Origin of the sequence: Streptomyces rubiginosohelvolus, assembly GCF_014649875.1 — a bacterium.
In the GTDB taxonomy this organism is placed as follows: Bacteria; Actinomycetota; Actinomycetes; order Streptomycetales; family Streptomycetaceae; genus Streptomyces; species Streptomyces rubiginosohelvolus.
In genome coordinates, this window is sequence record NZ_BMTW01000004.1 from 165602 (window position 1) to 179236 (window position 13635).

A 13635-nucleotide genomic window follows, 5' to 3' on the forward strand; every position below is an offset into this window, starting at 1 on the left:
CGACTCCCTGTCGTGGGCACGCCGCGTGCCCGGTGCGCGCGACCCGGTCGGCCGCTGAAGCGTCAGCCGTCGAGGCCGGGGTGGTGCCCGCCCCGAACGGCAATGAGCGATTCCATCCTTTGCGCCCCATTCATCCCCCGCAACCGGCACGGAACCGGTCAGGCGTTCATGCCACGGCGGGACCGGTGGACGGCCGACGGTCATGGCGGGGTCGGACCGGACCGTGGCGGTGCCTCAAGGACGCCTGACACCGGGCGCCACGGCGGGAAGGGTGAAGCGGAAAGCGCCCGCTCCCCCGCCGAGCTGGAGCCAGAGGTACTCGGGCTGGGTGACGACCCGCAGGGCGACGGCGGCACAGCCCGGGCAGCGGGCGGTCAGGCCGGGCTCGGGGCCGTAGACGTGCAACTGGGCCAGGGTCGCGGGCAGTCGGCAGGAGGGGCACGAGCGCCAGGCGGTGGTCGGGTCGACGGCGAAGACCTCGCCGAGCGGACCGGCCAAGGCGTTGCCGTCGACGTACAGGGGGTGTTCGGTCATGGCAGGGGTTCCTCACCGTGCGACGCGGATGTGTCAGCCGAAGCGTTCGGTACGGATCCGGTCGGGTCCGTATCCGGCGGCCAGGAGCAGTTCGCCGACGTGCTCGACGAAGGCGGTCGGGCCGCAGACGTAGCAGCGGGTGTCCGTGGGAGGCGGCATGCCCAGCAGATCGTCCGTGGTGATGCGTCCGGCGGGGCGCCGCGATCCCTCCGGTGCGGTGCGGGTGTACAGGAGCCGGACGCGGACGCCCTCTGCGGCGGCGTCGAGTTCGGTCGCGTACCAGACCTCGTCGGGGGCGCGGACGGAGTAGAGGAGCGTGCAGGGGTCGCCCGACGCCGATGCCGCCCGTGCCCGGAGCATCGCCATCACGGGTACGACACCGGAGCCTCCGGCGATCAGCAGGAGCGGGCCGTGGTCCTGCGGTGTCCAGACGAACCAGCCTCCGAGCGGTCCCATGACCTCGACCTCGGCGCCCACGGGGAGGTCGTCGGCCAGATACGGGGAGACCTCGCCGCCGAAAGCCGCCTGGACTCCCAGCTCGATGCGGTCGCCACCGGCGTCGGCGGGAGCGGCGAGCGAGTAGCTGCGTACGGCCTGGTACCCGTCGTCCGCGGTGAGCCGTACGTCGACGTGCTGGCCAGGAAGGTGTCCCGGCCAGTGCGGCACTTCGAACGTCAGCGTGCGGCCGGTCGCCGTCTGTTTCGTCCGCTCGGTGAGGCGGGCCCGTCGCCAGCCGTGCATCAGTCGCTCCAGTAGCGCTGTTCGCGCCAGGGGTCGCCGTAGTCGTGGTAGCCGGCCGACTCCCAGAAGCCGGGCTCGTCGTCGAGGGTGAGCCGGAGGCCCTTGACCCATTTCGCCGACTTCCAGAAGTACAGGTGGGGGATGACGAGCCGGGCCGGTCCGCCGTGGTCCGGGGAGAGCGCGAAGCCGTCGAAGGAGTGCGCCAGCCAGGCCTTGCCGTCGGTGACGTCCTCCAGCGGGAGGTTGGTGGTGTAGCCGTCGAAGGACTCGGCGACGACGAAGTCCGCCGCTGTCTCCATCGCGTCGAGGAACACGTCCAGGGGGACACCGCGCCAGCGGGTGTCGAACTTCGACCAGCGGGTCACGCAGTGGATGTCGACGGTGGGCTCCTCCTGCGGGAGCGCCATCATCTCGTCCCAGGTCCATGAACGGCTCTCGCCGGCCTCGCCGGTCAGGGTGAACGACCATCGGTCGGTGGGGACGTCCGGGGTCGGACCCGCGGAGAGGACGGGAAACGACTCGGTCGGATACTGCCCCGGTGGCAGCCGGCCGGCGAAGGCGTGGGTCTTCCCCCGGAACCCCGGTGACAGGTCGCCCATGGGTTCATTCCTCCCGCTCGAACTCGGCTTCCGCCCGCTCCTTGTCGATGTCGGCCTGGGCCCGGACGTACAGATCGTGCACGAAACTCCGGGCGGCCTCGGGCGCGACGCCGTCGCCGAGCCGGAGCAGCCGGTCCGTCCACGGGGCGAGAGGATCATCGGGCTCGCTCATGCCGACCTCCTGGGGGACATGTCGCGTGCTGGGGGCTGGAAGTTCGCCTGCCCTGTCGGTGGCACCTTTCCATGCTCCCTGCCTGCCGTACCCGCGCAACCGGGCGGGCCGGTGCTCCGTGGCGTGTGCGGGACCGTGATGCGGGTGTCCGCCGGACACCTCTCACCCCCAGAACCCCGAGGGATGGACCTCCGTCCCGCAGCGTTCAGCGATCGGCCGCCGGGACGACGAACAGCACCTTCGTCATGACGCGTCCCCGGGCGAGTTCGGCTCCGTGGCACGACGCTGCCGCAGTACGGCGGCGAGCATGGTGATGACGACTCCGGCGACCGCCCAGGCGGAGAGCACCAGCAGGGACGAGGTCATGCTGTTGCCGTCGAAGTAGGTGATCGAGCGGGCCGCCCAGGTGCCCGCTCCCGGTGGCAGGGCGGGACCGATGGCCTCCCAGAACGGTGGCAGCATCGGCGCGGGGAAGGCTCCGCCGGCGCTCGGGTTTCCCATGATCACGATGAGCAGGATCGCCAGGCCGATGCCGATGACGCCGAAGAGGCCCTGGAGGGCGAGCGTCGCGGCGCCCACGGCGAAGACGATCAGCGCGCCGAGCCCCCACAGCGCCCACACACTGCCCGGCAGAGCGCCCAGGACCGGTCCGACGATGATCGCTCCGCCGAGCCCGCCGGCCAGGGCGACCAGCACCATCGTGCCGAGACGGGTGGCCGCGCGGGTCGGGTTGGCGGGCCGGGCCCCCGTACTGATCGCGAGGATCGACGCGCACAGATACCCGCCGACGCAGAGGCCGACGACCAGGTAGAACGAGGACAGCCCGTTGAAGTCGTGCGTCGACGCCGGAGCCACGTCGACCAGGCGTGCGGTACGCCCCTGGGCCCCCAGCACGTCGCCGGTGAGCGAATCCAGCGCGACGGCCAGGGTTCTGCCGCCGCCCGAGGCGACGAGGAGCGTATCGGTGGTGCCGCCCGGGCGCACCACGAGCGCACCGTCGATGTCCCGGTTCTCGATCTGCTTCCGCGCCGCCGCCTCGTCGGGCAGGGCGCGCGGGTCCAGCGGCGAGCCGGGCAGCTCGTCCAGGCGCTGCACCGTCTGCTCGACCGCGGCCGGCGGTGCCACCACTCCGAAGGCGACGTCCTTCAGCTTGGGCTCGTGCAACGCGCCCACATAGGAGACGACGAACAGCAGTTGGAGGGCGACGACCCCGATCACCAGGAGCGTGGCCCGGGGGGTGACGGCGCTCTTCACCTCGGACAAGGTGCTCTGTTTCATGGTCTCCACAGTCCGGGACGACCGGCCGCCCCGCAGGCGGGAAGCACCCGAACGGCTGGTGGCCCGCCCGCCACGCCCGGCTGCCGACCGGTGGCCGACCGGTGCGACGCACCCCACACCACCCGATGTTTACGCTGATTACATTCCTGAGCTAATGTGAGTGCTGTACACATCGTAGGCGATCAAGAGGAAGAGAGAATCGACATGACCGGCGAGCTGTTCTCACCGCTGCACCTGCGCTCCGGGCAGGTACTGAAGAACCGGATCGCGAAGGCGGCGATGGAGGAGAACATGGCCGGCGACGGCCAGGTGCCCGACGAGCAGCTGTTCACGCTGTACCGGAAGTGGGCGGCCGGCGGCACGGGACTGCTGATCACCGGCAACGTCATGGTCCACGCCGAGGCGCTGACCGGCCCCGCCGGTGTCGTGCTCGACGAGCACGCGCCACTGGGGCCGTTCACCGACTGGGCCGAGGCGGGCAAGTCCGGCGGCGGCGCGATATGGATGCAGATCAACCATCCCGGCCGCCAGGTCGCCTCCGACATGCCCGGAGTCGTCTGGGGGCCGTCCGACATCGGCGTCAGCCTGGGCAAGCACAGCAGCCGCTTCGGCCGCCCCACCGCCATGACCGCGCAGCAGATCGACGACACCGTGACCCGGTACGCGGTCACCGCCCACCGCGCCGAGAAGGCCGGCTTCGACGGCGTCGAGATCCACGCCGCGCACGGCTACCTGCTGTCGCAGTTCCTCTCCCCCCTGGTCAACAAGCGCACCGACCGCTGGGGCGGGTCTCTCGAGAACCGCGCCCGGATGCTGCTCGACATCGTCAAGGCGGTACGGGCCGCCGTCTCGCCGTCCTTCGCGGTCGCGGTCAAGCTGAACTCCGCCGACTTCCAGCGCGGCGGATTCGACGCCGAGGACGCCCGCCAGGTCATCGAGATGCTCGAACCCCTCGGCGTCGACCTGGTCGAACTCTCCGGAGGCAGCTACGAGAGCCCGGCCATGACCGGCCGGCCCACCGACACCCGCACCCAGGCCCGTGAGGCGTACTTCCTGGATCTGGCCGAGGACCTGGTCACCACCAGCCCCATCCCGCTGATGCTCACCGGCGGCATCACCCGGCGCGGGACCGCACAGAAGGTCCTCGACAGCGGTGTGGCGGTCATCGGCATGGGCACCGCGCTCGCCGTCACGCCCGACCTGCCCGACCGCTGGCGCGGCGGCCGCGAGGCGGACCGCCGGATGCGCCCGGTGAAGTGGTCCGACAAGGCCCTCGCCTCGGCCGCGAGCATGGCGCAGGTCCGCCACCAGATGCGCCGCCTCGCCCGCGGCAGCAACCCCCGGCCCGGCACCCACCCGGCGCTCGCCCTCATCACCGAGCAGCGCAAGCAGCGCACCGCCCTGCGCCGCTACCGCGCCTGGCTGGCCAAGCCCCGGGGCGCGGCCTGAGCGAGGCCCATGCCCCCTGCCGTCAGCCTCCTCCGGGCACCACCAGACCCAAATGTTAACAACGTTAACACTCCCCCCGCCTCCATATATGCAGCGCCAACACGAGAGGAACCCGCACCATGTCTTCCCCACCGAAGGGCCAGGACACCGTCAAGGTCGACCTGGGAGGCCGCGAGGTCGGCGTCCCCAAGGGCGGCCTGTACGACCGGTACCGGATGAACCCCGACCTCGACGCGATCGCGCGGGACCCGCGCGTCAGCGGCGTGGACTTCTTCCGCCGACTGCCCAAGATCAAGGTCGACTCCCCGATCGGTCCGACGCTCACCCCGAACTTCTACTACACGATGTCCACGGCCCGGCTGACGATGCTCGCCCCGTCCAAGGCGATCCGCACCCGCCTGCCCGAGGAGCTGTCGCCGCTGGAGATCGTGCCCGGGCTTGGACTGGTCTCGGTGATGTTCTTCCGTTACGACGTGTGCGACATCGACTTCTACACCGAAGCCACCGTCGGCATCGCCGTGAAGCCCGCGCGGCACGGAAAGCTCGGCTTCTTCGACCTCGTCACCGGCCTGAAGAACGAACGCCTCGACGCCTACGTGCTGTCCCTGCCCGTGAGTTCGGACATCGCGCAGGTCCGGGGCCACGACGGCTACGGCTTCCCCAAGTGGGTCACCGACCTCGACGTCGCCATCGACGACCGCCGGACGACCGCCCGCGTGGCCAACGACGCAGGCGGAGTCGATGTGGCGTTCTCGGCGGCCACCCCGGCCCAGAAGGCGTGCGTGAGCGGGGAGCGCGTCGGCTCGCTCACCTCCTACACGAAGATCAACGGCGGGTGGCACTCCACCCTGAACCAGACCAACGTGCTGAACGCCGGCACGACGCGCAGCACGCGCGACGTCACCCTCCAGCTCGGCGAAGGCCATATGTCCGACGACCTGCGCTCGCTCAAGCCGAAGCGGACCATCCAGTTCGACGTGATGACCGAGGGCCAGGCCGCGCTGCACATGCCGGTCCCCACCTCGGTCCCGCCCCGGAACAAGTGAGCAGGGAGCCCCGCCATGACCACCGAACACGCAACCCGCCCCACCACGCCCCGCGGACCCGCTCTGCCGGCGTCCATCACCCCGGCCCTGCTCAGGCGGCTGACCGCACGGGTATCCGCCGCGCCGGACGCCGCACGGGTCACCACCAGCGCCCCCTACACCGGCCTCCCCCTGGCCGACTTCCCGGTCTCGACGCCGGAGGATGTCGAAGTGGCGTTCGCCCGCGCCCGGGCCGCGCAGAAGGCCTGGGCCGCCACCCCTCTGAGCGAGCGCAAGCGGATCCTGCTGCGCTACCACGACCTCGTCCTCGCCCGCCGGGACGAGGCCCTCGACCTGATGCAGGCCGAGAACGGCAAGACCCGCCGCGACGCGTTCCTGGAAGTCGTCGACATCGGCATCGTCTCGCGCCACTACGCCCGCAACGCCGCCAAGCACCTCTCCCCCAAGCGACGCCGCGGTGCCATCCCCCTCCTCACCCACACCACCGAACTGCGCCACCCCAAGGGCGTCGTCACCGTCATCTCGCCCTGGAACTACCCCCTCAGCATGGCCGCGAGCGACACCATCGCCGCACTCATGGCCGGGAACGCCGTCGTCCAGAAGCCCGACACCCAGACCGCGCTGACCGCCCTGTGGTCCATGGACCTCATGCACGAGGCCGGACTCCCCCGGGACGTATGGCAGATGGTCATCGGCCGCGGCAGTTCCATCGGCACCCCGCTGATGGACAACGCCGACTACATCATGTTCACCGGATCCACCGCCTCCGGCCGCCGGATCGCCGGCGACGCAGGCCGGCGCCTCATCGGCGCATCCCTCGAACTCGGCGGCAAGAACCCCATGATCGTCCTCGACGACGCCGACATCGAGAAGGCCGCCGAAGGCGCCGTCAACGCCTGCTTCCCCTCCGCCGGTCAGCTGTGCGTCTCCGTCGAGCGCCTGTACGTCGCCGAATCCGTCCGCGACGCGTTCATCGCCGCGTTCACCGCCCGGACCAAGAAGCTCATCATCGGCGCCGCGTACGACTACAGCATGGACGTCGGCAGCCTCACGACTCCCTCCCAGTTGCAGACCGTCACCGAGCACGTCGGCGACGCCGTCGCCAAGGGCGCCACCGTCCTCGCCGGCGGCCAGGCGCGGCCCGACCTCGGCCCGCTCTTCCACGAGCCGACCGTCCTCACCGACGTCACCCCCGACATGACCCTGTACGACCACGAGACCTTCGGCCCGGTCGTCTCGATCTCCACCTACCGCGACGTCGACGAGGCCGTCGCCCTGGCCAACGCCACGTCCTACGGCCTCAACGCCAGCGTATGGTCCCGCGACGGAGCCCGGGGCCGCGCTGTCGCCGCCCGCGTGCACGCCGGAACCGTCAACGTCAACGAGGCCTTCGCCGCCGCGTGGGGAAGCATCGACGCCCCGATGGGCGGTATGGGCGACTCCGGCCTCGGCCGCCGCCACGGCGCCGACGGCATCCTCAAGTACACCGAGCCCCAGACCGTCGCCCACCAGCGCCTCCAGGGCTTCTATCCGCCGTCCCGCATCTCCCCCGAGACCTGGGCCGACCTGCTGACCGGTGCGCTCAAGGTCATGAAGGCGATCGGCATGCGCTGAACAGCGACAGCGACAGCGATGGCGACTGCCCGCGTCACGCCGCAGCAGCGGATCCGGTCGAACGGTTCCGGCGCCCCCGGAGAAACGGTGCCGGAACCGCTCGCAGACGGCCTCGGTTTCTTCTTCCTTTCCGATCACCTAAGATGTATACATCGTTCACATCAGGGAGGAGATGTGGACATGGCAAACATAAGGAGCACGGCCCATGTCCCGGAGCAGCAGCACGTACCACCACGGCGATCTGCGCGCCGCCTGCCTTCGTGCCGCGCGTGAACTCCTGGAGGAGGACGGCAGCGCCGGACTCTCGCTGCGCGCGGTCGCCCGGCGGGCCGGGGTCTCGGCGACGGCCCCCTACCGTCACTACGCCGACCGCGAGGCGCTGGTCTCCGCGGTGGCCGCCGAGGGGTACCGCGAGCTCGCCACGCACCTGACACAGGCCCACCCCGCACCCTCGACCCCCGATGAACTCGCCGCGGTCGCCGTCGCGTACGTACGGTTCGCACTGGAGCACCCGGCCCTGTTCCGGGCGATGTTCGCGGAGCCCTGCGACCCCACGAGCGAGGAGCGCGTCGCCGCGACCGCCGCCATCTCGGAGTACGTCCGCACCATCGTCGCCGCGACCTTCCCCGATGTGGACGCGGACGCCCTGTCGACCACGGTGTGGGCCCTCGTCCACGGCCTCGCGTTCCTGCACCTCGACGGCAAGCTCGACTCCTCCACCCCCGAGATCGTCGCCGCCCAGGTCACCTCCGCCGTCCACGCGCTGTTCAACGCCGCTCCGGCGATGTCCGGCACGGCGGCAGGCGCTCAGCGGGGGGTCTGAGCGCAGTCCCTTCGGTCACAGCGGGGAGCCACAGCCGCCCCAGAATCCCCGCACACCGGCCTTCTCCCCCGCATAAGCTTCTTGAGGCCGATCGGGGAAGATCCGCGCGTCCGGGAGGGGAAGAGCATGAGTGATTCGGTGACCCAACTATCCCGAATCATCTGGTCCGTCGGCGACCTGCTGCGCAGCGACTTCAAGCGCTACGACTACGGAAAGGTCCTGCTGCCGTTCACCGTCCTGCGGCGACTCGAATGTCTGCTCGCTCCCACCCGGCCCGACGTGCTGAAGGTCGCGGAAAAACTGGCGCGCGACCGTGGCGAGGAATCGGACGCGCTCTTGCGACAGGCTTCCGGCCACCCCTTCTACAACACCCGCCCCTTGACGCTCGCGCGCGTTGCCGAAGAACCGGGGATGACCGGACCTCTCCTGCTCGACTATGTATACGGCTTCTCCCGGAACATTCAGGAAGTCTTCGAGCGCTTCGAATTCGCGACGACGGTCAAGCGCCTGGACTCCACCGGTCTGCTCCATCACATCGTCGCCCGGTTCCAGCAGCTGGATCTGGGGCCGACCCTCTCAGCCTCCGAGACAAGCCTCATCTTCGACGATCTGGTACGTCGATTCGCCGAGCAGAGCAGCGAGACCAGCGGCGAGCACACCACGCCGGGCGACGTCAGCCGGCTCATGGCCACCCTCGTACTGGAGCCCGATCCGGGGCAACTCGCGGCTCCCGGGACCGTCAGGACCGTCCACGATCCCGTCTGCGGGACCGGCGGGCTGCTGAGTGCGGCCTCGGATCTCATCACCGAGGTCAATCCCGACGCCCGGGTCCACCTGTCGGGCCAGGACATCAACCCCGAGAGCTGGGCGATCGCCTACTCCAGCATGCTGATGAGCGGCCACGACCCGGTGCGGATGGCCTGGGGAAACGTTCTGGGCGATGACAAGTTCGCAGGGGAACAATTCGACTACCTGCTGGCACATCCTCCGTTCGGCATCGAGTGGAAGCGGGTCGAGCACGACGTCCGTAGTGAGCACGAGAACCTCGGCCATCGAGGCCGATTCGGCGCCGGCCTTCCCCGTATCAACGATGGCTCCCTGCTGTTCCTCCAGCACATGCTCGCGAAGATGAAGCCGGTGGACGACTCCGACCGCGGGGGAAGCCGTCTCGCGATCGCCTTCAACGGCTCACCCATGTTCGTCGGTGCCGCCGGCTCGGGGGAATCCGAGATCCGGCGTTGGATCATCGAGAACGACTGGCTCGAAGGCATCGTCGCGCTGCCTGATCAGCTCTTCACCAACACCGGCATCAGCTCGTACATCTGGGTGCTCAGCAACCGCAAGCCCGTCGGCCGACGCGGACGTGTCATTCTCGTCAACGCTCAGGACCACTGGCAGAAGATGCGCCAGTCGGTCGGCGGAAAGCGGAAGTATCTCGGGCCCGATCAGCTGGCCGAGATCGTACAGCTCTATAGCGAAGCGACGCCCTCCTCTCCCGCCCCGATCCGATCCCCGCGCGACCATGTGCGTGTCGTGCGCAACGAGGACCTGTTGTATCGCCAGATTGTCGTCGAGAGCCCGCTGCGCTTGCGCTTCGAGCTCTCCCCGGAGGCGCTTGACCGGCTCGCCGCCCTCCGGCCGGTCCAGCGGGCCGACGATCCCGAAGCGCTGGTGTCGGCGCTTCGGGGCCTCGTCGGTACGACCTGGAACACGGGATCCGCAGCACGCAGCGCGCTCCGCCGTGCCGCGGAGAGCACCGGACAGTCCTGGCCTGGCGGAAGCGCGTTCGACAAGGCCGTCCGCAACGCGATCGGGGTGCGCGACGAACGCGGTGAGCTCCAGCGGAGCCGCGGTACGACAGAGCCCGACGTGGAGCTGCGGAGCACGGTCTCGCTGCCGTGGGACGAGGACCCCGAAGAGTACCTCCAGAACCGGGTCCGGTCCCGTACGCCCGACGCCTGGATTGACCCCGCCCGAACGCGACCCGGATGTGAGATCGCGCCCAGACTCTTCTACGTGGCGGAATTCGACGGCCCCTTCGAACCGCTGCAGAACTTCGCGCGGCTGGAAACGGGGCGGTTCAAACTGGCGCGCCCGGAACCTGAGGATGACGGTGCGGCCCCGCCCAAGCACCTCACCGCACCTCATCTGCACAGCGTCGAATCGGCCGTGGAACTGCCCGACGCGGAGCTGGACGACTCCGAAGTGACGCCGTGCTCCGGCGGCGATCTAGTGGGGCGCTTCGGCAACTGGCGGCTTCTCCCGGCAGGATTCGGTGAGGCCGTTACGCCTCTGTTCGTACTGCATCCGCTCGGGGACCGCGGCGCAGTGCTGTGCGAATGGCTCAACTCCCGCAAGAGCAACGGTGCGTTCCCGCGCGTCCGTGACCTGCTCGACACTCCGGTCCCTGTCGACCTGGTCACCGACGCGGCGGTCGACGACCTGCTGCAGGAGGTGCAGGAGGCGCGTCGCGGCCTACGGGCCACGACCGAGGGCATCCTGCCGAACGTCTTCTCCGGCAGCGAGACCCTCAGCGACGACATCCGGACCGCGATACGGTTCGCCTCCCACGAGGCACGGCTGGCGGGCCAGTTGGTGCGCCCCTTCGACGACCCCATCTGGCGGGCGGAGTCGAGCTACCCCTTCCATATGGCTGCCCTCGCCCGCCGCTACCGCGTCAGCACCCATTCCGCCGAGCGCAAGGACGGCCTGCTCAAGCTGGGCGAGGGCACGGCACGCACGCTGGGCATCCTCGCGCTCAGCGAACTCATCGCCCACCACCGAGGGTTCACGAAATCCCTTCGCCAGCAGTTCCGCAATGGTGCTGCCTTCGGCACCTGGTTGTGGCTCATCGACCGCTTCCTGGAGGACGTGGAAGGCACGCCCGCCCTTGCGGAACTCGAGGCGATCCGGGACCGCGACACCACACGGAAGCTCCTGGAGGAGATCAAGGACTTCCGCAATCACTCACATCACTCCCACGGCGTCCGCATGAGCCACGAGATCGACGTGGACATCGAGAAACTCGAACCCCGCGTGGTCTCGGCCATCAGCTCGGTGAACTGGCTGTCAGGAATCCAGTGGTACTGGGTGGAGCGCTGCGAGTATCTCGACGAGTCCTCCTTCCGCACCGTGGGCCTGAGGCTCCGGGGAAGCCATCCGAGCTGGGAACCGTTCGAGCGGTCAACCACCTACCCGCTGCGCCCGGACCGGGTCTATGTCGACAGCGACCCCTCGGGCCGTCCGGTCGATCTCTGGCCGCTGGCCGTGGCCGGTCTCTGCCCTGACTGCCGGACACGGGAGCTGTTTCTGATCAACCAGGTACGGGACGGGCGGGTGATCCTCCGCAGCTTGGAGGAGCACTCACTGGAGATCCCGTTCCGCACGTCCGAGGAGAGCTGAGCTCCCGCTCCGCTGCGGCCACGAGCGCCCTCGGACGGTGGTGTCCGTGACGGAATCCGTCAAGCCGCGCCACGGTCCGGCGGGCCGCCCACCACCGTGAGCAGGTCCACGACGAAGATCAGCGTCGAGCCCGGCGGGATCAGCGCGGAGGGTGACTGCTTGCCGTAGCCGAGGCGCGGGGGAACGATGATCTCGCGCCGGCCGCCGACCCTCATGCCCCGCACCCCGCGGTCCCAGCCCTTGATGGCCCGGCCGCCGCCCACGGCGAACTTGAACGGCCGGTCCTCCTCCCAGGACGAGTCGAACTCCCGCCCGGACGCGAACGTCACCCCGACGTAGTGCACCCGGACGACCCGGCCCGGCTGCGCCTCGGGCCCGTCCCCCACCACGAGGTCCCGGATCGTCAGCTCAGTGGGCGCGTCCCCCTCCGGAACCTCGACCACCGGCTTCGTCAGTTCGCTCATCGCGGTCCCCTCGCTCGCCTCCGGAACCCGCCGGACGGGCCGACCGGATACATGGACATTCCATGTGGCAAGCGATCACGGTACGCCTCACATCACCTCTGCCGTCCCACCCAGCGAGCCGTCCGGACGAGGCGGGGTAGATCAGCCCCACGATCGGCCACGGTACTGAACAATGCGAACCCGCCTATGCCGACAGCGCGGGGAACACGACCAACGAGCCGTCCCGGCTGCGAGCGATCTCGATCGCCACGTCCGTGGTGTGGCTTTCGGTCGTGACGCCGTCGCCCAGCTGGTGAATCCGGTGTGTCGCACGCATCAGACGATCAACTTCACCGGGCGTGAAGACGGGCCGCAGGCCGCTCGGGCGAGCCAGCTCCAGAGCCGACAGTCGTAGCAGGACTCCACCGATGCTCGACTCCAGTTCATCCAGGCGCTGCTGGTCACGCTTCAGTGCGCGGGCGAAAGCCTCGAACGGGTTACCGGAATCGCTCTGGGCGTGCTCGACGGCCTGCAGGACAATGACTCGCCGCTTCAACGCAATGGCCAGGGAAGCTAGTTCGAGGTGCGCACGGAACGGGCCGCCTTGTTCGTCGACACCGGGAAACGACTTGGTCAGCGTGCCGATCTCGACGGCCTCGCCGTCGGGCAACTTGTCGAGTGCGCTCTGCCATCGGGCAAGGCGTCGGTCGGCGGCACCCAGGGCCGTGTTGATGGCATGCACCGCCGAGTCGAGTCCCAACGAGACACCGAGCTTGCCCTGGTCGAGCAGGATGGCTGTGGCTTTGTCGATGGCATCGCGGCAGCCGTCGAGTTCGCTGTGCTCCTCATCGAGCTTCTCTTCGTGCAGTTGCTCCAGCAGTTCTGTTATGTGTCCGATGGCCTGCTCCCGCTTGTGGTCGGCATGCGCACTCACCCCCACCGCTACGGCCATCAGTACGAGCGGCGCGGCCACGGTGAGCGCCGCGCTGCCTGCGGCCGCGACGCCGACTGTTGCACCGGCCCCGCCGACCGCACCGGCTGCGGCCGCTTTGCCGACGGGGACGAACGACGCGTTGGCAACGATGCCTGTTGAGTTCACGAGGGAGCCGTAGATGCCGCCGGCCACTCCCTTGGCCGCCATTGGACGAACCATGCCCTGACCGAACTGGGCTGCGAATCTCGCCGGAACCACCATGCGATACAGGTTCTCGCCGGCAGCGGTCGCCGTGGACGCAGCGGAGGAGTTCCGCACTGTTTGCGTGACGAGCTGCGACAGGTGCTGCGCCAAGGGGCTCACGGCATCGAGCGGGATACCTCGGCTGCGGTCGAGCTTGCCGGGCAATGGATGTACCTCAAGTGTGGCGATCGGCTCGTCGGCCAGGACAGCCAGCACGCTGCGCAGTTCACCCAGGCGGTCAGCCGTCATCGGACCGTCTCCGGCGACTGCCGGCACCCGGACGTCACCCGTCGCGAGCGTCCACACCGGAACGGTTGCCTTGCGGTAGTCAATCATTCTCTCCCCTTGGTTCCCGCA

General features: G+C 69.4%; 12 protein-coding genes. 5 read left to right on the top strand and 7 right to left on the bottom strand.

The annotated features are described in order from the left end of the window. Positions 1–234: 234 nt before the first annotated feature. The 5 genes from IE134_RS13030 to IE134_RS13050 form a co-directional block, all read right to left on the bottom strand. Positions 235–534 (bottom strand): DUF6510 family protein, encoded by a 300-nt coding sequence (locus tag IE134_RS13030; protein WP_030714512.1) that lies wholly within the window; start codon positions 532–534, stop codon positions 235–237. Positions 535–567: 33 nt separating this feature from the next. After that, positions 568–1275: a ferredoxin reductase gene (locus tag IE134_RS13035; RefSeq protein WP_098018790.1), complete on the bottom strand. Its 708-nt coding sequence runs from the start codon at positions 1273–1275 to the stop codon at positions 568–570. Further along, on the bottom strand, positions 1275–1874 hold the full coding sequence (locus tag IE134_RS13040; protein ID WP_030714517.1) for a sulfite oxidase-like oxidoreductase: 600 nt from the start codon (positions 1872–1874) through the stop codon (positions 1275–1277). The genes IE134_RS13035 and IE134_RS13040 overlap by 1 nt, the downstream gene beginning before the upstream one ends. A 4-nt stretch (positions 1875–1878) precedes the next feature. Continuing rightward, positions 1879–2046 carry a hypothetical protein gene (locus tag IE134_RS13045; RefSeq protein ID WP_157849987.1) on the bottom strand — a complete coding sequence of 56 codons (168 nt, stop codon included), beginning with the start codon at positions 2044–2046 and terminating at the stop codon, positions 1879–1881. 243 nt (positions 2047–2289) lie between these two features. After that, complete coding sequence (locus IE134_RS13050) at positions 2290–3324, bottom strand: ABC-2 transporter permease (protein ID WP_030714519.1); 1035 nt, start codon at positions 3322–3324, stop codon at positions 2290–2292. Positions 3325–3528: 204 nt separating this feature from the next. Here IE134_RS13050 and IE134_RS13055 point away from each other — a divergent pair, with 204 nt between their 5' ends. From IE134_RS13055 to IE134_RS13075, 5 genes are all read left to right on the top strand, one after another. Beyond that, positions 3529–4773, top strand: coding sequence for an NADH:flavin oxidoreductase/NADH oxidase family protein (locus tag IE134_RS13055; RefSeq protein ID WP_189430543.1), 1245 nt, complete (start codon positions 3529–3531; stop codon positions 4771–4773). 119 nt (positions 4774–4892) lie between these two features. Next, positions 4893–5819, top strand: a complete 927-nt coding sequence (locus IE134_RS13060; RefSeq protein WP_098018784.1) for an acetoacetate decarboxylase family protein — start codon at positions 4893–4895, stop codon at positions 5817–5819. Positions 5820–5834: 15 nt separating this feature from the next. After that, positions 5835–7433 carry a succinic semialdehyde dehydrogenase gene (locus IE134_RS13065; RefSeq protein WP_189430545.1) on the top strand — a complete coding sequence of 533 codons (1599 nt, stop codon included), beginning with the start codon at positions 5835–5837 and terminating at the stop codon, positions 7431–7433. Positions 7434–7638: 205 nt separating this feature from the next. Further along, positions 7639–8256 (top strand): TetR/AcrR family transcriptional regulator, encoded by a 618-nt coding sequence (locus IE134_RS13070; protein WP_030714528.1) that lies wholly within the window; start codon positions 7639–7641, stop codon positions 8254–8256. Positions 8257–8382: 126 nt separating this feature from the next. Next, entirely contained in the window at positions 8383–11658 is a 3276-nt protein-coding gene (locus IE134_RS13075; protein ID WP_098018779.1) for a type I restriction-modification system subunit M, read from the top strand. Between the two features lie 59 nt (positions 11659–11717). On the opposite strand, the gene IE134_RS13080 is transcribed toward IE134_RS13075, so the two are convergent. Both IE134_RS13080 and IE134_RS13085 read right to left on the bottom strand, forming a co-directional pair. Further along, a complete protein-coding gene (locus tag IE134_RS13080; RefSeq protein ID WP_098018776.1) occupies positions 11718–12122 on the bottom strand; it encodes an FKBP-type peptidyl-prolyl cis-trans isomerase in 405 nt (134 codons plus the stop codon). A 184-nt stretch (positions 12123–12306) separates the two neighbouring features. Further along, entirely contained in the window at positions 12307–13614 is a 1308-nt protein-coding gene (locus IE134_RS13085; RefSeq protein ID WP_098895171.1) for a hypothetical protein, read from the bottom strand. Between the last annotated feature and the right edge of the window lie 21 nt (positions 13615–13635).

Excerpts from the sequence above, each read along its gene's own strand:
- IE134_RS13050 (WP_030714519.1), bottom strand. The coding sequence starts at position 3,324 with ATGAAACAGAGCACCTTGTCCGAGGTGAAGAGCGCCGTCACCCCCCGG.
- IE134_RS13075 (WP_098018779.1), top strand. The coding sequence starts at position 8,383 with ATGAGTGATTCGGTGACCCAACTATCCCGAATCATCTGGTCCGTCGGC.
- IE134_RS13035 (WP_098018790.1), bottom strand. The coding sequence starts at position 1,275 with ATGCACGGCTGGCGACGGGCCCGCCTCACCGAGCGGACGAAACAGACG.
- IE134_RS13040 (WP_030714517.1), bottom strand. The coding sequence starts at position 1,874 with ATGGGCGACCTGTCACCGGGGTTCCGGGGGAAGACCCACGCCTTCGCC.
- IE134_RS13030 (WP_030714512.1), bottom strand. The coding sequence starts at position 534 with ATGACCGAACACCCCCTGTACGTCGACGGCAACGCCTTGGCCGGTCCG.
- IE134_RS13055 (WP_189430543.1), top strand. The coding sequence starts at position 3,529 with ATGACCGGCGAGCTGTTCTCACCGCTGCACCTGCGCTCCGGGCAGGTA.
- IE134_RS13070 (WP_030714528.1), top strand. The coding sequence starts at position 7,639 with ATGTCCCGGAGCAGCAGCACGTACCACCACGGCGATCTGCGCGCCGCC.
- IE134_RS13080 (WP_098018776.1), bottom strand. The coding sequence starts at position 12,122 with ATGAGCGAACTGACGAAGCCGGTGGTCGAGGTTCCGGAGGGGGACGCG.
- IE134_RS13045 (WP_157849987.1), bottom strand. The coding sequence starts at position 2,046 with ATGAGCGAGCCCGATGATCCTCTCGCCCCGTGGACGGACCGGCTGCTC.
- IE134_RS13060 (WP_098018784.1), top strand. The coding sequence starts at position 4,893 with ATGTCTTCCCCACCGAAGGGCCAGGACACCGTCAAGGTCGACCTGGGA.
- IE134_RS13085 (WP_098895171.1), bottom strand. The coding sequence starts at position 13,614 with ATGATTGACTACCGCAAGGCAACCGTTCCGGTGTGGACGCTCGCGACG.
- IE134_RS13065 (WP_189430545.1), top strand. The coding sequence starts at position 5,835 with ATGACCACCGAACACGCAACCCGCCCCACCACGCCCCGCGGACCCGCT.